General features: G+C 46.5%; 22 protein-coding genes and 1 tRNA gene. 17 read left to right on the top strand and 6 right to left on the bottom strand.

Translation table 11 applies throughout. The annotated features are described in order from the left end of the window. Positions 1-181: 181 nt before the first annotated feature. On the top strand, positions 182-493 hold the full coding sequence (locus ACYQ2M_RS12170; RefSeq protein ID WP_459916619.1) for a hypothetical protein: 312 nt from the start codon (positions 182-184) through the stop codon (positions 491-493). Continuing rightward, positions 474-668: a hypothetical protein gene (locus tag ACYQ2M_RS12175; RefSeq protein ID WP_459916620.1), complete on the top strand. Its 195-nt coding sequence runs from the start codon at positions 474-476 to the stop codon at positions 666-668. Before ACYQ2M_RS12170 ends, ACYQ2M_RS12175 begins: the two co-directional genes overlap by 20 nt. A 1,233-nt stretch (positions 669-1,901) precedes the next feature. Here the strand turns inward: ACYQ2M_RS12175 and ACYQ2M_RS12180 are convergent. Beyond that, positions 1,902-1,977: transfer RNA gene (locus ACYQ2M_RS12180), tRNA-Lys, on the bottom strand. Positions 1,978-2,205: 228 nt separating this feature from the next. Here ACYQ2M_RS12180 and hemL point away from each other — a divergent pair. From hemL to ACYQ2M_RS12200, 4 genes are read left to right on the top strand one after another with little or no spacing between them, the layout of a single operon-like run. After that, positions 2,206-3,492, top strand: a complete 1,287-nt coding sequence (gene hemL, locus ACYQ2M_RS12185) for a glutamate-1-semialdehyde 2,1-aminomutase (RefSeq protein ID WP_459916621.1) — start codon at positions 2,206-2,208, stop codon at positions 3,490-3,492. A 1-nt stretch (position 3,493) separates the two neighbouring features. Next, a complete protein-coding gene (gene mpl, locus ACYQ2M_RS12190) occupies positions 3,494-4,912 on the top strand; it encodes a UDP-N-acetylmuramate:L-alanyl-gamma-D-glutamyl-meso-diaminopimelate ligase (protein WP_459916622.1) in 1,419 nt (472 codons plus the stop codon). Between the two features lie 18 nt (positions 4,913-4,930). Further along, entirely contained in the window at positions 4,931-5,104 is a 174-nt protein-coding gene (locus ACYQ2M_RS12195) for a hypothetical protein (protein ID WP_459916623.1), read from the top strand. Between the two features lie 42 nt (positions 5,105-5,146). Continuing rightward, positions 5,147-5,581: a bacteriohemerythrin gene (locus ACYQ2M_RS12200; RefSeq protein WP_459916624.1), complete on the top strand. Its 435-nt coding sequence runs from the start codon at positions 5,147-5,149 to the stop codon at positions 5,579-5,581. A 217-nt stretch (positions 5,582-5,798) separates the two neighbouring features. Here the strand turns inward: ACYQ2M_RS12200 and ACYQ2M_RS12205 are convergent, their stop codons facing one another. After that, on the bottom strand, positions 5,799-6,662 hold the full coding sequence (locus ACYQ2M_RS12205) for a MurR/RpiR family transcriptional regulator (RefSeq protein ID WP_459916625.1): 864 nt from the start codon (positions 6,660-6,662) through the stop codon (positions 5,799-5,801). Positions 6,663-7,251: 589 nt separating this feature from the next. Between ACYQ2M_RS12205 and ACYQ2M_RS12210 the strand changes: the two genes are divergently transcribed. Genes ACYQ2M_RS12210 through ACYQ2M_RS12225 form a run of 4 tightly spaced genes read left to right on the top strand, consistent with a single transcriptional unit; the run spans position 7,252 to position 12,324 of the window. Then, on the top strand, positions 7,252-8,475 hold the full coding sequence (locus tag ACYQ2M_RS12210; protein ID WP_459916626.1) for an FAD-dependent oxidoreductase: 1,224 nt from the start codon (positions 7,252-7,254) through the stop codon (positions 8,473-8,475). A gap of 26 nt (positions 8,476-8,501) precedes the next feature. Then, entirely contained in the window at positions 8,502-8,762 is a 261-nt protein-coding gene (locus tag ACYQ2M_RS12215) for a sarcosine oxidase subunit delta (protein ID WP_084068386.1), read from the top strand. Next, a complete protein-coding gene (locus tag ACYQ2M_RS12220) occupies positions 8,759-11,680 on the top strand; it encodes a 2Fe-2S iron-sulfur cluster-binding protein (RefSeq protein WP_459916627.1) in 2,922 nt (973 codons plus the stop codon). The genes ACYQ2M_RS12215 and ACYQ2M_RS12220 overlap by 4 nt, the downstream gene beginning before the upstream one ends. A gap of 11 nt (positions 11,681-11,691) precedes the next feature. Continuing rightward, positions 11,692-12,324, top strand: coding sequence for a sarcosine oxidase subunit gamma SoxG (locus ACYQ2M_RS12225; RefSeq protein WP_459916628.1), 633 nt, complete (start codon positions 11,692-11,694; stop codon positions 12,322-12,324). A 321-nt stretch (positions 12,325-12,645) separates the two neighbouring features. Here the strand turns inward: ACYQ2M_RS12225 and ACYQ2M_RS12230 are convergent, their stop codons facing one another. The 4 genes from ACYQ2M_RS12230 to ACYQ2M_RS12245 all read right to left on the bottom strand — a co-directional run bounded on the left by ACYQ2M_RS12230 (position 12,646) and on the right by ACYQ2M_RS12245 (position 17,126). Then, entirely contained in the window at positions 12,646-13,200 is a 555-nt protein-coding gene (locus ACYQ2M_RS12230; protein WP_459916629.1) for a TrmH family RNA methyltransferase, read from the bottom strand. A 186-nt stretch (positions 13,201-13,386) separates the two neighbouring features. Further along, a complete protein-coding gene (locus tag ACYQ2M_RS12235; protein ID WP_459916630.1) occupies positions 13,387-14,703 on the bottom strand; it encodes an MmgE/PrpD family protein in 1,317 nt (438 codons plus the stop codon). Positions 14,704-14,753: 50 nt separating this feature from the next. Beyond that, on the bottom strand, positions 14,754-16,169 hold the full coding sequence (locus ACYQ2M_RS12240) for a trimethylamine methyltransferase family protein (protein ID WP_459916631.1): 1,416 nt from the start codon (positions 16,167-16,169) through the stop codon (positions 14,754-14,756). A gap of 69 nt (positions 16,170-16,238) precedes the next feature. Next, complete coding sequence (locus ACYQ2M_RS12245; protein ID WP_459916632.1) at positions 16,239-17,126, bottom strand: MurR/RpiR family transcriptional regulator; 888 nt, start codon at positions 17,124-17,126, stop codon at positions 16,239-16,241. An 882-nt stretch (positions 17,127-18,008) separates the two neighbouring features. Here ACYQ2M_RS12245 and ACYQ2M_RS12250 point away from each other — a divergent pair. The 7 genes from ACYQ2M_RS12250 to ACYQ2M_RS12280 all read left to right on the top strand — a co-directional run bounded on the left by ACYQ2M_RS12250 (position 18,009) and on the right by ACYQ2M_RS12280 (position 24,179). Beyond that, entirely contained in the window at positions 18,009-18,221 is a 213-nt protein-coding gene (locus ACYQ2M_RS12250; RefSeq protein WP_459916633.1) for a hypothetical protein, read from the top strand. Positions 18,222-18,278: 57 nt separating this feature from the next. Next, the gene (locus tag ACYQ2M_RS12255) at positions 18,279-19,085 is read left to right on the top strand and encodes a discoidin domain-containing protein (protein WP_459916634.1); all 807 of its coding nucleotides are present in this window, start codon (positions 18,279-18,281) and stop codon (positions 19,083-19,085) included. A 32-nt stretch (positions 19,086-19,117) separates the two neighbouring features. Further along, positions 19,118-19,621 carry a glutamine amidotransferase-related protein gene (locus ACYQ2M_RS12260; RefSeq protein WP_459916635.1) on the top strand — a complete coding sequence of 168 codons (504 nt, stop codon included), beginning with the start codon at positions 19,118-19,120 and terminating at the stop codon, positions 19,619-19,621. Positions 19,622-19,717: 96 nt separating this feature from the next. Then, on the top strand, positions 19,718-21,202 hold the full coding sequence (locus ACYQ2M_RS12265) for an ABC transporter permease (protein WP_459916636.1): 1,485 nt from the start codon (positions 19,718-19,720) through the stop codon (positions 21,200-21,202). Between the two features lie 139 nt (positions 21,203-21,341). Continuing rightward, positions 21,342-22,454, top strand: coding sequence for a betaine/proline/choline family ABC transporter ATP-binding protein (locus ACYQ2M_RS12270; protein WP_459916637.1), 1,113 nt, complete (start codon positions 21,342-21,344; stop codon positions 22,452-22,454). A gap of 5 nt (positions 22,455-22,459) precedes the next feature. Further along, a complete protein-coding gene (locus ACYQ2M_RS12275) occupies positions 22,460-23,227 on the top strand; it encodes an ABC transporter permease (RefSeq protein ID WP_459916638.1) in 768 nt (255 codons plus the stop codon). Positions 23,228-23,258: 31 nt separating this feature from the next. Further along, on the top strand, positions 23,259-24,179 hold the full coding sequence (locus ACYQ2M_RS12280) for a glycine betaine ABC transporter substrate-binding protein (RefSeq protein WP_459916639.1): 921 nt from the start codon (positions 23,259-23,261) through the stop codon (positions 24,177-24,179). Positions 24,180-24,364 lie beyond the last annotated feature (185 nt).

Consider the following 24,364-nt stretch of genomic DNA (forward strand, 5'->3'; position numbering starts at 1 on the left):
ATAAACATGGAGGGTGGGGGTCGGGCAGGATGATAATGTGGTCCGGGAAACGGTGATTCCATTTCTCCTTACCGGGTAATAATGGCATTATCTTGGATAAATATTTATCCAATTCTTGACAAATATCAGGACTTGAATATATAGTATGGATAAATATTTATCCAACATAAGGAGATTTATCATGTCAATTAACACATATCGTTTTCATGTCAATGTGGGTGAAACCAAGAGAACCACGGTATCCTTTCCCAAATATCTTTTGACCATGTTCGCATTAAAGAAGGGGTGGGCACTGGAAAACAATAAAGCCCTTCACCGGGATATCAGGGAATGGTGCAACAAGGAATTGACTGATGGGGGATACAATGAACATGCAATAAATTATTCACAGTTCCTTCAAGAAAAAATGGTTGAATCCCTTCTGGATAAAAATTTATCCAAAGCATATTATGATTTATTTTTAAATGGGCAGTATGAAAGGATCAGATATTGATATTCGGACCACCGAATCCACCGAGAAGGCAATGCCCATCTTTTCCGCGACCATGGCAATCATGGCCATTGATGAACGTTTCAGACTCAACCCCCACCAGACTAAAGTCATCCACCAGCACCACAAGGCCTTTGTCAATTATGCCGGGAACTGTCACGTCATCTTGTATGGATAATTTAGTAATGTTTTTGCCCCATATATGTATAAATAAAGACACAAAAATACCTATTGACATATCTTATAGCACATTATGGGGCAAAATAGCATGTAAAAAGCTCCACGGTTCGGGGGTGCCCTGGGGACTTTTTGGACACCGTACGCATTGAGGAATAGCCCGGTGGGGTGAGGTGGTAATAATCTACGGGAACCACATATCAGGAATGCTCAGGGAGAATATCAAATTCAGGGCATCCAAACTTGGATTGACCTTTAGAGCCCCAAGGTGCCGATGCACCATAACGGTGTATCAGCTTTCCCCATGACGACCTAAGTAAACCATAGGGTGTTGACCGGTACTCAGATTTGAATAACGGCATCACCGGGCAATATATCCAGCCTGCCGTCGTCCTTCCCTGGATGCGTGGATTCTGTGAACGGTGTCTTGCCGAACCGCGCCGCCAGGTTGCAGCCATGGCCACCGCTCAAAGTTGAGCAGTCAAAGCATTACCCACATTTGGGCAGTGCTGGTTAAAATGTTAACTTTTGTTAACCTTTCCGGAGATTTTTGGGACTCCATAAAAAAGGACCCACCCCACTGCTGATCTGATACAGCGCACAATATGGTTAATCAGGCGGTTACCAAAACCATAGACCATAGGCTCCAGAGATTTGGGCTATTCCAGGGGCCTTCATTTCACCGGCTCCTTGCCGCAGGGAATAGGGATGCTATGTCAGCACCCCCCTGGAGCTGATTTTTTGGACTTCATAGGCACACCCATTTAACTTGCTGACATTAAAGCCGACCGTACCCTCAGTAATGCACACTCTGATAGCAGTATGCGAAAGATGCATAATGCCCTGATATGGATAAAGCCGATAACAAAACCAAATGGAAGAGCATCACCCCCAACCACCTTTAGGTGATATTGGGGATGTCGGAGATGAGGAATTGATGTTGTTTTTATCATTGTCCTGGGGCGAAGAGTCTGGGGAGCATAAAAAACACATCTTGGGATTGCCCAAGGTCACTCCCCCAAAACAACAGTTCGGTTAAAAAAAATCATAAAAACAGGGGTGGTTTCCTGGCTGTAGAAAGGTGAATGCCCCTCTGTTATATCTGTTTAATGCTTTTATCATTATTTTGAAAGTGGGCAAAAAGTGGGCAAAATTGAAAGATTAGTTGAGATATAAAACAAAAAGGCTTGCAATCATATTGACCGCAAGCCTTTGTTTTTATAAGTATTTTGAGTGGTGGGCCGTGAAGGGATCGAACCTTCGACCTACTGATTAAGAGTCAGTTGCTCTACCAATTGAGCTAACGGCCCCCTCAAAAACAAAGCGAACTTAACAGCTATTGATTTTGATGTCAAATGCTTTTTTAAATATTTTTCAAATCAATAAAATATTGACCTGACCCAATGGCTTTGTTAATTTTAAACGTTTACGGGATTGATAGACGTATTTCGATGGTATATCCAAACCCGACAACTGGCACAAAGGTTTTGAAAAAATATAAACATATTAAATATTCTTTTTTAATGGGGAGTTAAAACATGGAAAACAAAAAATCCCAGAGCCTGTTTGAAAATGCGGTTAAATATATTCCAGGCGGGGTGAATTCACCGGTACGTGCCTGCGGGTCTGTGGGAGGAAACCCTCTTTTTATAGAACGGGCAGATGGCGCTGAAATCTTTGATGCCGATGGCAACTCATACATAGATTACGTGGGCTCCTGGGGTCCCATGATCCTTGGTCACCGACATCCCTCCGTCATTGAGGCATTAGAAAGTGTGCTGAAAACCGGCACCAGCTTTGGTGCTCCCACCAGCCTTGAAACCGATCTGGCAAAGCTTGTGACTGAAATTGTACCCTCGATTGAAATGATTCGTATGGTTAACTCCGGCACCGAAGCCACCATGAGTGCCCTACGTCTGGCCAGGGGATACACCGGACGGGATGTGATCATTAAATTTGATGGCTGCTATCATGGACATGCAGATACGCTGCTTGTGGCTGCAGGGTCCGGGGTGGCCACCTTGAACATTCCCGGGAGCCCCGGGGTTCCCGCCTCGGTGGTGGAAAACACCCTGTCTGTGCAGTACAATGACATTGATGCAGTGACAACCATCATGGAAGAAATGGGAAATAAGGTGGCAGCCATCATTGTGGAACCCATTGCCGGTAATATGGGAATGATTCCGCCGGTGCCGGGCTTCCACGAAACCCTGCGGGAACTTTGCACCACCCATGGGTCTCTGTTGATTTTTGATGAAGTCATGACCGGCTTCCGGGTTGGTAAGGCATCGGCCCAGGGATTGTTCGGCATTACCCCGGATTTGACCTGTTTTGGTAAAATCATCGGTGGTGGATTGCCCGTGGGTGCCTATGGCGGCACCAGAAAAGTCATGTCACATATTGCGCCCCTTGGCCCTGTGTACCAGGCCGGAACCCTGTCTGGCAACCCCCTTGCCATGGCTGCGGGTATTGCCACATTAAACGCCCTTCAGGTACCGGGCTTTTACGAAGATCTGGATGCTAAGACAGAAAAACTGGTGGCTGGACTCAAAATTGCTGCAGCTGATGCCGGAATAGGCTTTTGTGCCGGACATATGGGGTCCATGGGCGGCTTCTTTTTTACGCCAGGACCGGTTCATAATTTCAATGAGGCCAAGGAAAGTAATCTGGAGCATTTCTCTGCCTTTTACAAAGGAATGCGTCAGCGGGGCATCTACCTTGCTCCCTCTCAGTTTGAGGCTTTCTTTGTTTCATCCGCCCACACGGATAAAGATATAGATACCACCATATCTGCAGCCGCAGATGTCATGAAGGATCTTGCCTGATATGGATCTTTCGGAAAATCATATCCCCGTCCAAGTGAAGAAAATCCATATGATTGCCGCCTGCGGCACCGGTATGGGTGCCTTGGCCTGCATGCTCAAAGATCTTGGATACGAGGTTACCGGTTCTGACCATCAGGTGTATCCACCCATGAGTGATTTTCTGGAAGGGAAGGGGGTGTGCCTGTTTTCTGGATTTTCCCCTTCCCATCTTGATCCGCCACCGGACCTTGTGATCATCGGCAATGCCGTTACCAGACAAAATGTGGAAGCACAGTATGTGATGGAAAATAAGCTTCCCTATTGTTCCATGCCCCAGGCCCTTAACCATTTTGTTGCCGGGGATAAAAAAATCATTCTGGTGACGGGAACCCATGGGAAAACAACCACATCCGCCATTATTGCCCACCTCTTACAGGAGGCAGGTCTTGATCCCACTTTCATGATCGGTGGAATTTTAAAAAATTTCAACAGTAATTACCGGCTGGGAAAGGGAGATTATATTGTCATTGAAGGCGATGAGTACGACACCGCTTTTTTTGATAAAGGGCCAAAATTCCTCCATTATATGCCCCACATCACCATTATGAATGGCATTGAATTTGACCATGCCGATATTTTCAGGGATTTAGATCACATCAAGGAGGCGTTTAAATCCCTTGTGGATCTCATGCCCGCCGGGTCAACCATTCTTGCCAATGGTGCTGACGCTAATCTTTTTGATGTGCTGAAGAGTGCCAACTGCTCCATTGAATATTTCGGTCAGGATGCTTATCATTGGTCCTTGCGTCACAGCAGGGCAAATGGCCGGCAGACATGTCTTTATATAAAAAGGGAAAATGGTGAAGAATTTGAGGTTTTATCTCCCCTCATGGGCAGACACAACGCCATGAATACTCTTGCTGCCGTGGCATCTTTGATAAATCTTAAGATTCCGTATGCTTCTTTTGTTCCGGGTATGAAATGTTTTAAAGGCATTAAAAGACGGCAGGAGATCAGAGGCGTCAGACAAGGCGTAACCGTCATGGATGATTTTGCCCATCACCCCACGGCTGTGAAAGAAACCCTTGCTGCTGTGAAACCCTTTTATGCCCCTGGTGATATAATTGCAGTATTTGAGCCACGAACCAATTCCAGTATGCGTGATATTTTTCAAAATGACTATGCCGCAGCCTTTGATGACGCGGACATGATCTGTATCCGAAAACCTTCACGCCTTGATAAGGTGCCGGAAAATAAGCGTTTGTCAACCCAAAAGCTGGTAAACGACATCCAGGTCCGGGGAAAGAATGCATTGTATTTTGAAGATTCGGACTCTATTTTATTGTTTTTGAAAGAGCATGCAAAGCAGGGAGACCTGGTGTTGATAATGTCCAATGGTGGTTTTGACAATATTCATCAGCGACTTTTGGCCCTGCTATAAGTCATGAAAAGAAATGCATTGATCAGACTTATTTTTATCGGATGCCTTCATACCTTTCTGTATCTGTGGTTTGTCCCTTTTGTGGTGTATCCCAGGTTTGGAGATAGTGGACTAAAGATGACCGTTGCCGTTGCCGTGCTTATATCGGTGGCACTTCTGGCAACACTTTTTGTGGGTAAATTTAAAAAATAAAGATGTAAATCATCTTGATATCGTCAGAGCAGGAGTTTTGTTATGGAAAAAATTGAAAAAATTCAATGGGATGAGGCATTGAGCGTTGACATTCCGGAAATTGATGATCTGCAAAAAAAGATATTTGCACTAATTGATGTGCTCATTGATCTAAAGGATGATCATGCCAACGCCAAGGACAGCTCCATCAACGTGGCGGAGCTCACCGAGTATGGAAGATATTATTTCTCCAAGGAAGAAGAATACCTTAGAAAGGCGGGTTATCCCGAGACGGACGTCCATGCCAAGGAGCATCGCAGGTTTATAAAAAGCACAGTGAGTCTGCGCCGACAGGTGGCAGAGGATAGAAACAATCTTACCTATGGCGTGATCAAGGAACTCAGGGATTGGCTTATTGTGCATATCAGCACTCATGATCACAAATATGTTCCTTTTTTACGAACCAACAGCTACATTCTGGAGTCCAGGGCAAAGTAAAACCGTCCCCCGGAACTGATTCTCGGCGATGATCCCGGCAAAAAGCAACGGAGGGCAGGGTTGGCTTATTTGGGGAGGGGTCATGCTTGCGTTATGGGCATTATCGGTGGTGTTTTGCGTTCGCCCCGGCTGTGGTCGATAATCCCCATAACGCAAGCATGACCCCGTTCTCACAAAATTGGAAGAAAAAACTTGAACATCGAGTTGTAACTTGACATCACCCCTGTAAGTTAAAAAGAATATCATTTTCCAGATAAACCTGTTCCAGCTTTTTCTGGTGTTCCTGCAGAGATTCCCCCTGACGACTGGCAAGTTCCTGAACAATATACTTAAGGATACACATCATATTTGAGGTGTTGCCGATGTAGGCAATGGAATTGATGGGGACTTTAAGACAATGGTGGGAAAATTGTATAATGGGACACATGTTGTTATCTGTGATCACCACAAGGGTGTGTCCCTCCCGTCGAACGAGCTTGGCAAGCTTTATCAGTTCATTGGGATACCGCGTGGTGGCAATCATGACCACAAGACTATTTTCAGGGGCATTGGCAAGTATATCTATGCATGTAGTATCACTGCCCTTGAGGGTCTGAACCCCTTTTCTAATACGGGTGAGGGACCATCCCAGGAAATAGGCAAAAGTATAAGACAGCCTTGAACCTGCCACAAACACCGTGGGACTTTCCGCAATGGTTTTTACTACATGCTCCAGTTTTTTGATATCAATGGTTTCATATAGATATTGAAGATTACTCAACTCATCCAATACCACATTGTTCAGCCTGTTCATTCCCGGTTTGTTTATCCCCTGGAGATCGGCTCTGTCCAGAAGACTCAATCCCGTATCCAGGAATCCCTTTAAATCCTGTTGAAAATCGCTGTAGCCTTTGTAGCCGCAGCTGTCAATGAATCGAATCACCGTAGCTTCGCTGGTCTTGCATGCTTCGGCAAGTTCCTTTATGGTCATAAAGACCGCCTTGGTGGGATTCTGGGTAATATAATTTCCGATGATTCGACCCTTGGGAGTCAGAGAGTCAAGCTTGCTTAAAATGGTTGTTATTACAGAATTTGAAGTCATATTGCTCATCTTTCAAAAGTTTTCAGTAAAATTGAAATATTTTATTTCATTGCCTGGCAAACGCATTTTATTTCAAGGTTTCAGGCACAGTTTCATATAAAAAGATAATATTCTCACGCACACAACAAAGATTTAAAATGGCATTATGTCGCCCCCAACGGCTGACTCATCCAGCCCGGACCAACGGTGTTCCATATACCCTGCCAGCCTAAAGCATAGGCACAACAGGCAGTTTTGTTCTTAATCAATCTGCATTCCCTGATAATCGTCAGAGCAAATGGGCTTATCCCCTTTGGCTCCGAACGTGGCAGACCGGACGGGCGTTGGGGCTCTGCTGTGGACATTTTCATATGAAAATGTCCACCTGGCAAAAATCATTGCAATTGAAATCCATCAGAATATCCGGATTTCATGAAGTAATGCGCTGTATAAATAGTCGGAAACAATCACTTTGTCAACAACTGTAAAACTTTATGAAATAAATTTACTCATTTTTTAAAAAACAATTTGACATGATTTAATCCATGGACTATAAAAAGCACAGTCAGTATTTGAATAACATCACAGTACAAAACTCAAGAGAGTGCTTATGTTCAGTAAACAAAAACCCATGTGGGGTGAAAAGACCCAACTTAAGTCAAGTTATGATGCGGTAATCATCGGTGGCGGACTTCACGGGCTGGCAACGGCTTATTTTCTGGCCAAGGAACACGGCATCACAGATGTGGCCATCATCGAGAAAAACTACATCGGCTTTGGTGGCGCAGGTAGAAATACCGCCATTGTGCGTGCCAACCAAAGAACCCAGTACAATGTCCCCCTGTACAATGAGGCCCTTAAGTTATGGCCCATCCTCACCAAGGAACTGGACTATAACCTGATGTTCAACAACTGCGGCAACCTGAACCTCATGCACAGTGAAGCGGCCATGAAGGCGGCCACCACCACCATTGCAACGGCCCAGTTCCATGGTGTTGAAAGTCATCTCATTGATGCCAAGGAAGCCAAAGAACTGGTGCCGGCTCTGAATATTTCAGAGGATATCACCTTTCCCATCCACGGTGCCATGTTCCATCCCCCGGGAGGAATTGTCCGTCATGATGCTGTGGTGTGGGGCCTTGCCAGGGGTGCCAACAAATACGGTGTTGAAATTCACCAGCAGACAGAAGCCACGGGCATTAAAACCCAGAATGGAAAAGTCACAGGTGTGGAAACAAGCCGGGGGACCATAAACACCAAACAGGTGCTCATCTCCGCCGGCGGTTATTCTGCGGCCCTTATTTACGGCATGCTGGGTATTAAACTTCCCATCAGCGTATTGACCATCCAGGCCATGGTGACCCAGCCTTTAAAACCAGTTTTAAACCATGTGGTCTCCTCCGGTGCCTATCACTGCTATGCCAACCAGACCCTAAAAGGTGAAGTGGCAACCGGTGCACACATGGACCAATGGCCCAACTACACCACCCAGAACACCGCCCATTATATCAAGCACCAGGCCGAAGCCCTTTCTGAGTTTCTCCCCTGTCTCCGGGGCGTAAAATTCATGAGAATCTGGGGTGGCCTTGCAGACATGACGCCGGACATGGCTCCCATCATGGACGGTAATGAACATATTGAAGGGTTTTACATGGATTGCGGATGGGGTTATTTCGGGTTTAAATCCTGCTCTGCCGTGGGGAAATACATGGCGCAGTTCATGGCGGAAAAGAAGTGTCCGGAAATACTCAAACCCTTTAACTACAGGCGATACGAAAATCATCAGCTCATGGGTGAAACCGCCGCACTGGTTAACTATACACCTGATAACTGATCGGTGGGATTTAAGGAGATATAAAAATGGCATTAACAATTACATGTCCCATATGCGGCAAACGAAACGGATATGAGTTCAGGTATGGTGGGGAAGACAAAGGGCCAAGACCCGAAGAAGCAGGGTTAACCCCCGAAGCCTGGTGTGACTATGTACATATGAACAAATGCGTCGCAGGCGTTCAAAAAGAGTGGTGGTTTCACAAGGATGGTTGCGGTTCGTGGTTTACCATCCATCGCGATACAACAACCAACCTTGAAGTAAAAGGTCCGGAGGCTGACAAATGATGACCCGATTTAATCAGCTGCCCACGCTGAAAATAGATCCGACAAAAAAAGTGATTTTCAATTACAAGGGAAAGTCCTACACCGGTGTGGAAGGCGATACCATTGCCAGCGCCCTTTATGCCAACGGTGTCCGCATATATGCCAGAAGTCTTAAATACCATCGTCCCCGGGGGCTTTACAGTCTGGATGGTGAGTGCAGTAACACCATGATGGAAGTGGACGGAATCCCCAATGTACGCACGGAGAACACCCTGCTCAAACAGGGGATGACCGTGAAGGAGCAGAACGTCAAAGGATCTGCCGAAAACGATATGCTGGGGTTTCTGGACAAGCTGGACTGGGCCATGCCTGCCGGTTTCTATTATAAAATGATGCATAAGCCTGCCCGTATCTGGCCCATCGCCATGAAACAGATTCGTAAAACGGCAGGTCTTGGTGAAATCAGTCCTGATTTTGTAATGCCGGGTAAGTTCGATGAGATTTTTCCCAGAACCGACGTTGTTGTTATCGGTGGCGGTCCTGCTGGTATGACCGCGGCTCTTGCCGCTGCTGAAAAAGGCCTTCGGGTAATTATCATGGAATCTCGCCCCTGGCTGGGTGGATTTTTTGACTACCGCATGACGGAATATAAAGATGGTGTTGCTCTGTACCAGCGGGGCCAGGATCTGGCACAACAGGTGGAAGCCCATGAAAATATCCGGGTGCTGAAACACACCGCCATGGTGGGTGCGTACAGTAACTGCCTGGTCACCGGTTTCCAGACGGGAACTGATAAAGACGCTTTTAACGAACGTTATGTGGAGATCCGGGCCAACAGTGTCATTGTGGCCACTGGCTGCATAGAGCGTCCTCTGCTTTTTGACAACAACGAGCGTCCCGGCGTCATGCAGGTGGGATGTGCCCTTCGCATGGCCCGTCATTATGGTATTCTGGCCGGTGAAAATGGTGTTTTCAGCGTAGGTCATGATCTGGGCCTGGAAGCGGCCATTGATCTGTTTGACATGGGCATGAAAATCGGTTGCGTGGCGGATGTGCGTGAAGATGGTCAGGACCCCGAACTGGTACTTGCACTGGCCAAACGAAATATTCTCCTTCTTAAAGGATGGGTGGCCACCGTTGCACATGGCAAAAAACAGGTCAATAAGGTAACCATGAGCTCCATTGACGGCATGATCACCCGGGATTTTGACTGTGATGTGCTGGTGGCATCCGCAGGTCTGACCCCTGTGACCGGTCCGTTGACCATGGCCCAGATTAAACTGAGACACGATGATTTCACCGGTTTCTTTGTGGCAGATGAAATGCCGGAAAACACCTTTTCTGCCGGTCGCATCCTGGGACTTAACAATGCCTTTTCCATTGAATGTTCCGGCAGGCTTGCCGGTATCAAAGCTGCCAAGGCCTGTGGTGCCTGCACCGCCGCCGATGTGGAAGCTGCCGAAGCTGCTGTGAAAGAACTTCCCGGACCCGTGCGCGGTTCCAAGCTTGTGACAGCTCCTGTAAAGGGTAAAAAAAGTTTTATCTGCTTTGACGAAGACACCACCATCAAGGCTGTGAAGCAGACCATTGACAGCGGGTTTGATGTGCCCGAACTTGTAAAGCGATATTCTTCAGCCGGTCTTGGACCAGGCCAGAGTGGTATTCCCGGACACAACCTGCCCCTTTATGTGGCAAAATACCAGGCCCTTGCCGGTGTTCCCGTTAAACCCACCACGGTGCGTGCACCCATTGTACCCACCTTTATTGCCACCTATGCCGGTGCCAATCACATCATGCACAAAAGAACCCCCATCCACGATCTCCAGGTGGCGGATAAAGGGATTCTGCGTAAAATCGGTGTGTGGGAACGGGTGAGATATTTTTCCGAGGATTACTCCTGCCGCAAAGAAATTGAAAACGTGCGAAACAATGTAGGTATGCTGGATGGCTCCACCCTGGGTAAATTCCGCCTCCATGGACCCGATGCCCTTAAAGCCCTGCAGCGTATTTATGTCAGCGACATGTCCAAACTCAAACCCGGCCGGGTGAAATACTCCGCCATGTGTAACGACGACGGATGTGTTATCGATGATGGTGTTGTCATCATGCTGGGTGAAAATGATTACTACATTACCACTTCCACCGGCCGGGCCGGTCAGACCGTGGAATGGTTCCGGTATCACACCCGGTATGACGGCTGGAATTTCAACATGGTGAATCTCACCGACTCCATGGGTGTAATCAACCTGTCCGGTCCCAATGCCAGAAAGGTGTTTGCGAAAATCACCGATGAAGATGTCTCCAATGAAGCTCTGCCTTACTCCGGTTATAAAGAACTGGTCATTAAAGATGTCATCCCGGTAAAGGTCATGCGACTGGGCTTTGTGGGTGAGCTCTCCTATGAGTTCCATGTGCCTTCTTCTTACATGACATCCCTGTGGCAGATCCTCAAGGAAGCGGGTGCGGAGTTTGGCATCCAGAACTTTGGTGTGGAAGCCCAGAATGTCCTTCGTATGGAAAAATGCCATATTATCCTGGGCCAGGAGTCCGAGCAGCGGACCAACCTTCTGGATGTGGGACTTGGATTTCTGTGGGATCGTAAAAAAGCCGAAGCCAAAACTGTTGGTGCTGTGGCCCTTCGCCAGGCAGAAAATGATCCTACCCGTCTCAAGCTGGTGGGATTCAAAATGGAAAACAAGGGACGTGCGCCCCGGGATGGTGCTCTCATCGTGGATACACGGGTGCGTGGATACATTGCAACGGCCCGGGACAGCTTTTCATTGAACGAGGCCGTGGGTATGGCCCTTGTTGAATCAGAGCTTGCCAAGGTGGGTACCCGGCTTGAAATCTACGAAGATGAATGCGGCGACAAACGTATCTATGGCAAGGTGGTTCCCATGCCATTTTATGATCCTGACGGAACAAGAATGAAGAGTTGAGGTAAAAAGAAATGGTAGACATAAAAAGAATTTCACCGGTGTCCTTTGGTAAATATCCCAAACGCACGGAAATCCGGGACAATTGGACCATCGCCATGGAATATGACGGAGAAGGGCAGGGCCTGTCCATTGTGGACTTAAGTCATATAACCCGCCTGGATGTCCAGACAAAAGATCTGTCAGCTGTAACCCCCTTTGGTGTGGCTATCCCGGAAGTTCCTGGGAAGTCAGTTCTTGAAGGCGGGGTATTGATCAACCGCATGAACGGTATCCAGGCATCTGTCTTTCAGCTGCCCGGAAACGATGCAGATTGTCCCACGGATGTATTTGTCACAGAGACCACGGAAAATACTCTGTGCGTGGCCATCATGGGCAAGGATGTATTTTCATTCATGGAAAAAGTGACCAACCTGGATTTCCTTGACCCCAAAATGACAGCTCCGTTCCTGTTCCAGGGCCCCTGCTGCCATGTGCCCTGCCAGATCATCACTCTTTGCAAGGATGGTGAAAAGGCTGGGCTGATCCTTACCTGTTCCCGGGGATATGGAAAGGATATGATCCACGCCCTCATGGACAGTGGTGTTGAATTTAACATGCAACCTGCTGGTGAAGAAAAATTCTCCGCCTGGGTGGCGTCTTTGTAAAAATATTTTAAACGTCAGATAATGGGGGATAATGGGGTCAGGCTTGGCTTATGGGTGTTATTTCCCCTGATTTATTCAAGCTGGAAAATTTCAAAATAATGCCAGCCAGGCTGCCCCTATGTGATTTGATCATCAAGGATCAAAATCCAAAACAAAAAACCTGATCCAATTCCGGATCAGGTTTTTTTGCGTTTTGACCATGCCGGTCATTAGGCGCTTATCAGATTCTTATCTCTGGTTTTCGTATTATTTGGGCAAAAGAATCTGAAATTCTTTTTGGTTCCGGCTTGTCCAGGTCAGGTATTCATGGGTCCTGAGGTCTCATGGTTCTTGGCCATGTTGCTTGACATACTCATACATCACAATGGATGCGGCAATGCTTACATTAAGGCTTTGCACCTTTCCAAACTGGGGAATGGCCAGTCGCATGATATTATCGTATTTATCGGGATCAAAGCTGATGCCCAATCCTTCATGGCCCAGCACAAAGGCACTTTTTCGGGGAAGGGCAGTGTTAAAAAGCGATGTGCCTTTTTCCGGTTCCAGGATTACCAAGGTATATTCGCTCTGGACCAGGGGCTGGTAGCAGGCGTCAAAATCATCGTAAAATTTTGCCGGAACATTTTTAAATCCTCCCATTCCCGGGGCCGGATCAAAATGGTCAATGCCCACCAGATCCACCCGGTGTGCCCCAAAAGCATCTGCACTGCGAAATATTTTTCCCACGTTATAAGAAGGCTTGAGGTGATCCAGCACAATGATCATCTCATGGATGCCGGGTTTTGCCAGTACATTTCTCTGTTTTTGACGTCGAAAACGCCGCTGGGCATTCTGGACTTCTCTTTTCATCATTTCTCTTACTTTGTGCGGTCCCATGCGGAGGTCCTCTTTATTAAAACTGCACCTGTGAGGTGTCATTAACAAAATTGTTTCTGGTGTGGAATTATTCAATGAATTTCAATTTTATGAATTACCCCAGATTGCCGAAAAGAGACCGTCATTTAACATGTTTTTTACGTGAATGCAATTTCAGGTTTGTATTCGTCCGGCTTAAAGCGATTTTTAAATCACTTTAAGCAGTTCCCATGGCTTTTCCATGGTTTCCAGCGCCCAAACGGTCCGAATCAAGGCCTCCACTGTGTCCAAAGGAAGGATCTCACCGGTAAATCGTCTGAATTTATCTTTAATCTCCGAATCTGTCAGGGGATAGTTCCAGTCCCCCTTTAATTTGTCAGCCGCTGCATTAAATGTCTGCCCTGCTGTTGTTTCTATGGTGAGTCGGGCCAGGGTGCTGACGGGATATTTTTTTTGTATCTTTTCATCCACTGACAAGGTGACGTTCCGTGCCAGGGCCGTCACCCTGTCATCAAGGAATCGTTCCGGTTTCATCTGGCTGGGGGTCAATTCTCCATCCAGGGCAGCAACCGCCAGGAGAAAGGGGAGGCTGTACTGGGCCTGTTCCACGCAGTCGGGCACCACGGTGTCCAGTAGAGATGCGTAATAAAAAGTGTCCACATGGATCCCTTTTATATCGCCTCCACCCAGTTTGTTTTTTTTCATCAAGTCAAACAAAAGGTCCAGCGCACTATGGGTCCAGCGACAACTGGGATATTGTTTGAAATAAAGATTTTCCATTTCATAATGATCTCCGCAGGTATTGAGCTTTGCAAGATCTTCCTTGCCCCTGAAAAGGGTCAAAGTGCCGGTGATACCCACTTTGGCCATCATGGCGGCGTTCAGGCCCGTGGCTGCGGACCATCCCATACCTTCTTTAACCGTGGGAATGCGGCGGTCTTCAATCCATCCCATGAGCTGACAGCTGGGAGTCTGAACCTCAGTGATGCCCAATGCCTGCTCCATCTCCCGTGCATTTAAGCCCACAAGATGCCCCACTGCGGCGGCGGCTCCAAAGCTGACCCAATTGCCGGAGCCATAATATGTTTCACCACTGTTGATGGCAAGTCCGCATCTTAACCCCACTTCATAACCTGCCACCAGGGCTTCCATGAACTGTCGTCCATTGGCCTTTACCATTTCTGCGGCGGCAAAGGTAGCCGGCAGAATGACTCCGGCCGGGTGTCCCTTGGCCATGCGATGGCCGTCGTCACCATCCAATACGTTGGCAAGTACCCCATTGACATTGGCAGCCATGGTGGGGTTAATACCTTCTTTAACCCCCATGACAGTCGTGCCGTCTGCCTGCCGTGCACTTTGGGCCAGCCGGGTTATCTGTTGACCGACCACGGTATTGGTACCGGCAATCATGCAGCCCAGGGTATCTAAGACCACCCGTCGTACCTGGTTGATCACTTTGTCTGGTAAATTCCCATAACTTACCCGGGTAGAAAAATTTATCAGTTGAGATGCTACCTGTTTCATATTTTTTTCATAATTCCTTATCGGGATTTGTTTGCAAGATGGCCCACTCATCACATTTGACGGGCCAGCTGATGAACAACGTATTGTTTCAGCGCAATTTCAACATCCTTTTCCATGGGGGGGGGTGCATATGATTGCAAACGATTTGTCTTCGCTTCACTGGCCGTTTCATGGGTCCACTTTTTGCCGTTTTGCACCCATCTATCGTGGTTGGATTTATTAAACAGTTTATTCTGAAAAAAAGCAGTTCGGCATCGTTTCATGGTGTGGATCTGGGAAAGGTACTGTCCACCCGCTCCGATCTCTTTAATTAGATCCAGAGCAAAGGCTTCATGGGAATAATCACCAGGCTCCAGCATTTTTTTAACCATACCGCACAGTTCTTCATCTGCCATGAATTTTTCGTATCCCATGGCAATGTAGGCCCCTGAAATACCACAGCAGTGCAGAGACATATTCACCCCGGAGGTAGCTGCCGCTCCAAGAATCATTGCAGATTCCGCACCCGCCTGGTAATCCGGTGCCAGGGAATCGGTGAAAGCACCACCTGCACGGGTGGGGATGTTATAATACCGTCCCATGGCCGCATGGACGGCAATATTTCTGGCAACCTCCGGTGATCCAATGATATATCCCCCTGTTTTCATGTCAAGTGGGGTACCGCCTGCCCCATATATGACGGGGGTGCCGGGACAAATCAACTGTGCAAGACAAATGCCAGCAAGATTCATGGCATTTTGCATCGCCTGGGTGCCAGCTTCTGTGATGGGGCTTGTGGAACCCATCATGGCACCACTGTGAATGATCACCGGTTGTCCCTTTGCGGCATAAATCATGAGAGCATCGGTCATGTCATGGGCAAATTGCAGGGGCGCAAGGGCATTGATAAGTCCTACAACCACAGGGCGATCTAAGGTATTAAAAATAATTTCTGCCATGTTTAAACTATCAAGGGCTGCCCGGGGAGAAGTGGTGCTGCCCATGGTTGGTTTATCACTCAGGGTGAAATTGCTGTAAAGCATTTCAAGGTGCCCGGTTTCGGCGGAAAGTTCTGCTGGCTGGACCATGATGGAGCCCAGAAAGTCCAGATACGGGGAGGTATGGGTCAATTTGCAGAAATTATCATAATCGTCCTTGTTGGCATTTCGCATGTTTCCATTTTTTTCAATGATAAATGGTGCACCATACCCCGGTCCCATGTGATGATAATTTTCACCCATGGTGATGGAGTGCAGTTTGTTTCTGGCATGCCAGACAAAGGAAGATGGAACCAAAGAAAGGGCTTTTTCAATATTTTTTTCACTGAAAAAAACCGTTTCATTGTGAATTTCAACACCGTGCCTGGAGAGCAGCTCCAGGGCCGATACGCAATTAAATCGAATGCCCGCCTCGGCCAGTATCTTCAGAGAGTAAGTGTGTATTTTCTGTTGCTCTTTGATTGATAATGACGGAATTTTGGCATTCATGGAGCCTCCTTTATGTGAACAGTTAGAATGAAAGGGTTCTTGAATCAAATCTATAAATAATTAAAGTCATCATCGCTTTTCGGGTCGGGTTTCCAGATTGAACAGAATATCATTTTCCAGGTAGGCCTGTTCAAGTTTTTCCTGGTGTTCGTTAAGGTCATCCCCCCTTTTCTTTGCCAGGGCGTGGACCAGATAATTGATCAGACAGCTTAATGAAGTGATACTGCCAAGAAAGGGGATGGTCAACATGGGAGCAATCAGGGAATGATCACTGAACTGTAAAAGCGGGCAGGATGAGCTGTCCGTGAGAAGGATGAGGGAATGCCCTTGTCGACGGACCATCTTACCGACCCGTATCAGTTCATTGGGATAGCGGGATGTGGCCACAATCACCACAACCGTATTTTCCGGGGCTATGGCCAGCCAGTCAATGGTGGTGCGGTCGCTGCCTTTGAGGATGGTGATATCCTGCCGAACTTTAGTCATGGTCCATCCCATGTAGTTGGCCAGCGAGTAGGAGAGACGTGAACCAATGACCAGCACCCGACATGCTTCTGACAGGCGGGTAATGATTTTGTCTGCTTCGTCCATATCCATGTTTTTACCCAGAAAAGAAAGGTTTTCAATTTCCTGGGCCACCAGCCGGGTAAATGCGTTTTGCTCTCCATTTTTGGCTTTAATGGTGATGCGGCTTCTCTCCATGAGTGTCAGCCCGGTGTCAATGTGATTTCGCAATTGTTTGATGAAAACGGCATAGCTTTCAAAACCCAGTTGGCGTACAAAACGCACAACTGTGGCTTCACTGACACCGCTTGCAGAAGCAAGTTGCCGTGTGGTCATAAACACCGCCTGTTGTGGGTTTTCCATAACATAATCGGCTATGATTTTGTTTTTGGGTGTCATGTGGGGGGTGGTGCGTTTTATCACTTTTTCCAGTGTGGGCGAATCTGAACTCATTTATTTGGTCTTCCTTTGTTAGTTATTATTCAAAAAGCAATTAAATCAAAAGGGCTTGATCAGAACCTGGGCCACTCGTAATTGTTGGCGGGCCGACGGGCTCAGGTTTTTGTCAACTATCTGTGTCTCAAGACATATTTCTACAAAATCGTCAATAACGAAAGCCTGACCCCGCTTTCGTGTTGTGATCAGTCCCAATCAAAGTGCCGAAATAGTGTCGGACATCTGCGTTTATATCCTTCAGAATTAATACATTAAAAATAACATATTTACAATAAATGATTGAGTTCTTTCATTAGATGTTGATTTGATGCTGATGCATTTCTTTCACTGTACAGGTCTTGCTGATGGCGGACTTGGTCACAAGATGGACCACCCGTCATAATCTGCGGGCCAATGATGCCAGGGGGTGTTGGTTTTATTAATTGTCTGTATTTGCAAGATAAATTTTAATAAATCTGCCCAAAATGCAAGCCTGACCCCTCCCCAGTACGGTCGATTTTATGGGCAAGTCCGAAAATGGCGAACCCTGAGTTGAAAAATAATATTATGGCAAGTGAATAAATATTTTATGAAACAGCAACTATCAATATTGACATTGCTTGAATCATCATGTAATGGATTGAAATTCCAAAATTCATAAAATTGGTTAACACCCATATTAGGATATTTTTTTACCCGGCATGTGCTGAGATGGATTATTACCATAACGTAAATATTCGGTCAGCACCTCATCTTATCCTGTTTTGATCTGCTCGCTCAGCATTAGTATGCGGTGCAACCCCAAACAGGCGAATATGGGGCACTGGCCAAACATTGATATGAGCAAGCCGAATACTTATACCACAAATGTTTTTAATTCTGTCATTTAAGGGGTTTGACATGGCGATTAATGAAAAAAAAGAAAATATTTCAGGCGGTGATATTAGGATTTTTCCCCCCATCCATGACTGTGCTCCGCGTCTGGATGATGTGGTGACGTCTACAAGACCCGTTCTCAGCTGGCTTAACAGTGGGGGAATATCTTTTGATGAACGAAATTATGTGCTTCAACTGGATACCTCACCGTTTTTTAACACAAAAAATTTCATGTAATATAAAAATATCCCTGAAACAATTTATGCCACGCGTTTTAGGCTGGAAAATCCGCTCATGGACAATACGCGTTATTTTTGGCGGGTTAAATGCCAGGAAGGGCACGGCGATGAAAGCCCATGGTCCACGGAATTTGGGGGCTTGACAGCACGGTTTGATGTAAATACCACATGGAATAAACAACTTTTATTCCAGCGGGTTGACTGTGTTGATATCATCGCATCCAGTGGCACAGGAGAAGCCTATATTCAGGCCTATGAGGAGTCGGGTTTGAATCACTGGCGGGGCAGAGCTGGTGAAAGGGTTTACACCATTGATTTTGATATGGGTCAAATCGTTTGTATTTCCCGCATATGGCTTCTCATGGCTCCTGCTGGCTGGAGCCATGAGAAGCCTTGCAAAGCCTGGGGATTGACCCACATTTCAACCTCCAGTCGACTGGAAGACTACGTCTGGCAATCCAGCGATGATAAAGAAAATTGGATCGACATACCCGGAACTTCCGTGAACGGTTTTCATGGGTACAAGGCTGTGATTGACCTGGACGAGAGCCCTGTCAGCACACGTTTTTTCAGACTTTTGATCACCGCATGGACCGGGGATCCCCCAACGGTTCATGAGGTAACCTTTTATGAAAAAGCTGATCCGCCGCCTTTGCAGGTACCCCCCGGAAAATATGTCATGATTATTCGCAATGAACAGAGTTTTTTAAATTATGAGAAACAGGATTGGCAAAATGCAATTCTGGGCAGAGAAGGGATGCAGCGTTGCCCTGGTCCCTTGGGGTTGTCCAGATTAATCATGCCCAGGTTAACAATGAAGTCCTTGAGAATTTTGAAAATAAACCTGTTGCCATTTTTCTGACAGGTCAGAGTCGTTGGTGGGAAATGATGCCCATGTTTGAATTCAACGGTGAAATGGAGGTTATCAGGAAAACGGATATTCCTCTTTTTGGTGTATGCGGAGGGCATCAGATGATAGCGGCCCAACAGGAGAGAACTTTTGTACAAAGCACAGGGCGATACCATGGTGCATATGAAAAGGACGTTAAGCATTTAATGGAAGGAGATATTGTTCCCATTAAGATTATTGCACCAGACAATTTGTTTGCAGGTATGAATGATCCTTTTTATATTCCCAAGCTTCATAGCTGGAACATCTGTGTTATTCCGGATGGTTTTGAACTGATTGCCACCTCCACGGACTCAAATGGACATGTGGTAAATGAAATTATTAAACACAAAAAACGACTGATTATCGGGAGCCAGGGACATCCTGAAATTTCCACACCCTGGAGTAGCGGCAAGCTTCTTTTGATAAATTTTTTGCGACTTGCCATGGCCCATGCCGCCGGAAAAACAGATGGAAACACGCCAGATTTGCAACTGTGTATGAATTAATTATTTCATGATAAAAATTATAGGTATAGATATTGACATGTTTTGCTTCGCATGATAGGTGTGTCTATCATCAAGAAAACAATTTGGAGGTCAACCATGTATTTAGACGTTTCTATCTGCCCGGAATGCAACCGAGAATTGTCTTTGCACGCTGCAAAATGCAGGTATTGTCACAGAGAAATTTCAGAACCAAAATATAAATCTGTTTTTCGGTGGCAGTGGGCGGACAGATTTATACTATTGGCCTTGACAAGCTTGATGGCCTGTTTTTTTGTCCCCTGGTTTCCCGGCGAATTCCTTTTACAGGACACTGGCTTTTCCATTTATACATTGCTCATCCATATTGTGGATATTGAGATTGATTTTCTACCCTCCTATAATATTTTAAGAATGGGGCTGATATTGCCTCTTTTTTCCATGTTTCTCTTCTTCATGGTCTATTTTGAGGAAAATCTTAAATCAAGTCCCTTTCCGGGAATTTTTCTTTTTGTAATCCTTATGACAGTGGTGAGCCTTCAACTAATGACATGGGTGTCAGGCCTTGCGTTATTTGCAGCTTTGGGCTTTTTTCTGTTTTTCCTGGCCTGGTTTTTTCGTCGGCAATATACAAAGGGCTTTCTTGGACAGGAGGTACACCAGTTTCTCTTCGGATTTTTTACGCTTACGATATTGATTTACCTTGCCGATTTCTATGTGAACTTTCTTGCGAAGCTGGATGGAATCAATTTGCTTCACACCTGGGGATTCTGGGTTTCCCTTTTTGTAACGCTGCCCGTGACATTGCTGGCGTTGACCAGATATATGAAAAGCATAACGGATTTCTGGCTTACCCTGTTTATGGTGGTATTCACCATTGCCGCCTACGACAGCCTGGTAAAATTATTTTTTTACTGCGAACCATTTGTTTTTTTTGCAGACAATCTCCATGAAATCCTGGTTGAGCTGGTGACGCACATTCGAATTGTAAGCATTTCCCTTGTCATTGCCATTGCCGTGGGTGTGCCCGTGGGCGTCTACATTACCCGCAATCCCGGTATGGCGAGTATTGTGCTCTACGCCTCCAGTATTCTGATCACCATACCAAGCATTGCCATGTTTGGTTTCATGATGCCCATTCTGTCCTCCATTGATAATGCATGGGATGCTGTAAATGGTATCGGTATCGGTGCTGTTCCGGCGGTGGTAGCCCTTTCGCTTTATTCTCTTTTGCCTATTATACGTAACACCTACATTGCCTTGAAAAGTGTTGATCCTGCCACCCTTGAAGCGGGCAAAGGAATGGGGATGACCCATTTTCAGCTATTAATTCAGCTTCAACTGCCCCTGGCGGCACCCATTATCATGGCCGGTGTCAGAACAGCTGTGGTCATGGCCATCGCCATAGCAGCCATTGCCGCCTATATCGGGGCTGGGGGACTTGGTATCTTTGTCAGTGAAGGATTGCAGTTATCCACCAATTCCTCAGTGATTGCAGGGGCTTTGGTCATGAGTCTTCTGGCCATTGTCGCTGACATGGTTCTGGGTAAGGCAGAAGACTGGCTGACCCCAGACGGGTTAAAGATAACACTCTCCAATGGATAAAATAATTTATAAAAACAGGGGTTGATGGATCATTTAACTGCTTTGAGACTGTATTAAAAATATCAGAATCAAGCCTGACCCATCTCTATAGTGGAAGATGTTGTGACTTAAGCCCTAAAATAATAAAAGGAAGAAGATTATGGGAACCATGCTGAGTCTCCAGGACGTAACCAAAATTTATCCGGGAGCAGGGAATGTAAAGGCTGTGGACGAACTCTCTTTTGATCTGGAAGAAGGGGAAATCTGTACGGTGGTTGGGCCGTCGGGGTGCGGTAAAACAACGGCCATGAAAATGATTAACCGGCTCATCTCCATCACCAGCGGGAAAATATACATTGATGGTGAGAATGTTGCCCGTCTGAACACCATTGAGCTGCGACGCAAAATAGGCTATGTCATCCAGAATATCGGCCTGTTTCCCAATATGACCATCGGCGAAAACATCGCCATTATTCCTAAACTGTTAAAATGGGACAAGGGTAGAATAGAAGAAAAGGTATTAAGCCTCCTTGAAATTGTGAATTTGTCCCCGGATCTCTATCGAGATAGATATCCCAGGGAATTGTCCGGGGGGCAGCAGCAGCGCATCGGTGTGGCCCGAGCAATGGCTGGAGATCCCCCCATCATGCTCATGGACGAACCCTTCGGAGCCATTGACCCCATCAACCGGGAGCATCTTCAGAACGAATTCTTGAAAATCCAGGAAAAGGTAAAAAAAACCATTGTGTTTGTAACGCACGACATCGACGAAGCTATTAAAATGGGAAATAAAATCTGCCTACTTAAGGATGGACATCTTGTGCAGTTTGCTTCGCCGGAAGAAATGCTTGTGAACCCAAAAGACAGTTTCGTCAGTGATTTTGTGGGCGGGGACCGCACACTGAAACGTTTGAATCTTTTCACCCTCAAAAAAGCCATGCAGAAAAACCCTCCGGTGATTCTGGAAAGCGAAATCGTTGAAACGGCATTGAATCGCTCCCGGGAACTTGGACAGGATTTTCTCATTGCCACAGATAAACAAGGGGGATTTGCTGGTATATTAAATTGTAAGGATACCTCCATTTCCCCAAATGTTCAGGTCAAAAAAGCCATGGAACCGGCCAAGGCGTGGCTGCCATCCCATTCCAGCCTTAAAGATGGCCTGTCGGAGATCTTCACCCATGATTATGGATTTCTGGTGGTTGTGGACGATGACAAAAAGGTTCTTGGATGGCTTCGCACAGATGATATCAAAAAAACCCTGAAAGGATAATTCCCATGCCAGTGACTATTTTTTTTCAGCTTTTCAGAAAAATTTTACCGGCTGCTGCAACCATTGCCTTTGTTTGCTGGATATACAGCAGTTATGGTGCTTGGACCTATACCTTCCAGAATAAGGCAGAATTCTTCAAGCTCATCGGGGAACACCTGATGCTTGTTCTCATAAGCATGACCGCCGCCATTACAGTGGGCGTTACGCTAGGAACCATCATGACGCGAAAAAGGATGGAAAAAAGTGCATCTGTGATCATGGCAGTGGTAAATGTGTGGCAGTCAGTGCCTTCCCTCGGGGTCATTGCGCTGGCATATGGTATTCTGCCTGCGCTTGGCATGTCGGGGATTGGCATGGTGCCTGCCCTGATTGCACTTTTTTTCCATGCGGTTTCCCCCATTGTCAGAAATACCTATGCGGGGATTGATGGGGTCAGTAATGACGTGATTGAGGCTGCAACGGGCATGGGAATGACAAAAAGACAGATTATGTTTCAAATTGAATTACCCAATGCCCTGCCTGTGATCATGGGGGGGATTCGAACGTCTTCAGCCATCATTGTGGGTACAGCCCCCCTTGCATTCCTCATCGGTGGCGGTGGCCTTGGATTCTGGATATTTACAGGTATTGCACTGGTGGACATGGGAATTATGACAGCGGGGGCGGTCCCTGTTGCTTTACTGGCCATGGCCATTGATTATCTCCTGGCGCTTCTGGAAAGAATAATCGTCAGCAAGGGTATTTTGCAGGATGATTATCAATTGTCAGCATAAGTTCGTTTATATTTATCAAAGGAGAAAATGTATGAAAAAAATGATTATTGCACTCACAGCCGCAGTTTTTATGTTATCGCCCCTTACCAGCATGGCAGGTGCCCCGGTTAAAATCGGTTCCAAAGCATACACCGAGCAGGTGATTCTGGGAAAGATGATGGTGCTACTGTTAAAGGACAGAAAGATTCCGGTTGAAGATCGAACCAGCCTGGGAGGAACCAACGTAAACAGAGAGGCCCTGGAACAGGGACAGATTGACCTTTACATGGAATACACCGGAACTGCCTGGTTAACTTTTTTTAAAAAGAAGGAGGTGGTCAGAAATGCTACGGATCTTTACAACAAAGTTAAGGCCGTTGATGCTGAAAAAGATCTTGTGTGGTTGACCCCGGGTGTTTTTAACAGTACCTACGCCATTGCCATGAAAGCCGATGTTGCCGAGAAAATGGGCATTAAAACCCTGTCCCAGTGGGCGGATTATACCAAGAAAAATCCGGGTGTCATGACCGTTTCAAGTAATGCAGAATTTTATTCCAGGGCCGATGGATTTAAAGGCATGATGGAGTATTATGGCCTTGAATTCGGCAAAGACATCCCCGATGCCAATGTGCTGAAAATGGAAACCCCCCTGTGCAAAAAAGCCGTCAGGGATGACCAGGCATTGTGTGGTATGGCCTTTGCTGCAGATGGAGAAATAAAAGCCTATAATCTTTATGTGCTGGAAGACGACAAGGGCTATTTTCCCATTTATAATCCCTGTCCGGTTATTCGCGCATCGGTTCTGGAGACATATCCTGAGCTGACAAAAATCCTGGGAGAGATCGGACCTTCCCTTGACACCGGTACCATGATCCGACTGAACTACCGGGTGAATATAAATGGAGAAAAGCCTGAAGCCGTTGCCAAAAGCTGGCTGGAAGGCGTTGGGCTCATTGTGAAAAAAAGGAAATAAATCGCCAGCAACTCCGTCGTGTTAAAAAATGCCCGGTGAAATCATTGGAACACCGGGCATTACCCAATCTCTTCGTTAATTTTATTTGGGTCAGAAAATCACGTTAGCCCCATGTCGGATTCCAGGGCCTTATCCGGTTGGGGTCAGGGGCATGCATCATAAAACATACACCGGGCGCACTTCCA

Source organism: Desulfocicer niacini (assembly GCF_054657595.1).

Bases quoted from the DNA above. Each gene is read 5' to 3' on its own strand.
- ACYQ2M_RS12230 (WP_459916629.1), bottom strand. From the start codon at position 13,200: ATGGGACCGCACAAAGTAAGAGAAATGATGAAAAGAGAAGTCCAGAAT.
- ACYQ2M_RS12225 (WP_459916628.1), top strand. From the start codon at position 11,692: ATGGTAGACATAAAAAGAATTTCACCGGTGTCCTTTGGTAAATATCCC.
- ACYQ2M_RS12265 (WP_459916636.1), top strand. From the start codon at position 19,718: ATGTATTTAGACGTTTCTATCTGCCCGGAATGCAACCGAGAATTGTCT.
- ACYQ2M_RS12205 (WP_459916625.1), bottom strand. From the start codon at position 6,662: ATGACTTCAAATTCTGTAATAACAACCATTTTAAGCAAGCTTGACTCT.
- ACYQ2M_RS12275 (WP_459916638.1), top strand. From the start codon at position 22,460: ATGCCAGTGACTATTTTTTTTCAGCTTTTCAGAAAAATTTTACCGGCT.
- ACYQ2M_RS12260 (WP_459916635.1), top strand. From the start codon at position 19,118: ATGTTTGAATTCAACGGTGAAATGGAGGTTATCAGGAAAACGGATATT.
- ACYQ2M_RS12175 (WP_459916620.1), top strand. From the start codon at position 474: ATGAAAGGATCAGATATTGATATTCGGACCACCGAATCCACCGAGAAG.
- ACYQ2M_RS12250 (WP_459916633.1), top strand. From the start codon at position 18,009: ATGGCGATTAATGAAAAAAAAGAAAATATTTCAGGCGGTGATATTAGG.
- ACYQ2M_RS12235 (WP_459916630.1), bottom strand. From the start codon at position 14,703: ATGAAACAGGTAGCATCTCAACTGATAAATTTTTCTACCCGGGTAAGT.
- mpl (WP_459916622.1), top strand. From the start codon at position 3,494: ATGGATCTTTCGGAAAATCATATCCCCGTCCAAGTGAAGAAAATCCAT.
- ACYQ2M_RS12170 (WP_459916619.1), top strand. From the start codon at position 182: ATGTCAATTAACACATATCGTTTTCATGTCAATGTGGGTGAAACCAAG.
- ACYQ2M_RS12220 (WP_459916627.1), top strand. From the start codon at position 8,759: ATGATGACCCGATTTAATCAGCTGCCCACGCTGAAAATAGATCCGACA.
- ACYQ2M_RS12255 (WP_459916634.1), top strand. From the start codon at position 18,279: ATGGACAATACGCGTTATTTTTGGCGGGTTAAATGCCAGGAAGGGCAC.
- ACYQ2M_RS12245 (WP_459916632.1), bottom strand. From the start codon at position 17,126: ATGAGTTCAGATTCGCCCACACTGGAAAAAGTGATAAAACGCACCACC.
- ACYQ2M_RS12200 (WP_459916624.1), top strand. From the start codon at position 5,147: ATGGAAAAAATTGAAAAAATTCAATGGGATGAGGCATTGAGCGTTGAC.
- ACYQ2M_RS12215 (WP_084068386.1), top strand. From the start codon at position 8,502: ATGGCATTAACAATTACATGTCCCATATGCGGCAAACGAAACGGATAT.
- ACYQ2M_RS12210 (WP_459916626.1), top strand. From the start codon at position 7,252: ATGTTCAGTAAACAAAAACCCATGTGGGGTGAAAAGACCCAACTTAAG.
- ACYQ2M_RS12270 (WP_459916637.1), top strand. From the start codon at position 21,342: ATGGGAACCATGCTGAGTCTCCAGGACGTAACCAAAATTTATCCGGGA.
- ACYQ2M_RS12240 (WP_459916631.1), bottom strand. From the start codon at position 16,169: ATGAATGCCAAAATTCCGTCATTATCAATCAAAGAGCAACAGAAAATA.
- hemL (WP_459916621.1), top strand. From the start codon at position 2,206: ATGGAAAACAAAAAATCCCAGAGCCTGTTTGAAAATGCGGTTAAATAT.
- ACYQ2M_RS12280 (WP_459916639.1), top strand. From the start codon at position 23,259: ATGAAAAAAATGATTATTGCACTCACAGCCGCAGTTTTTATGTTATCG.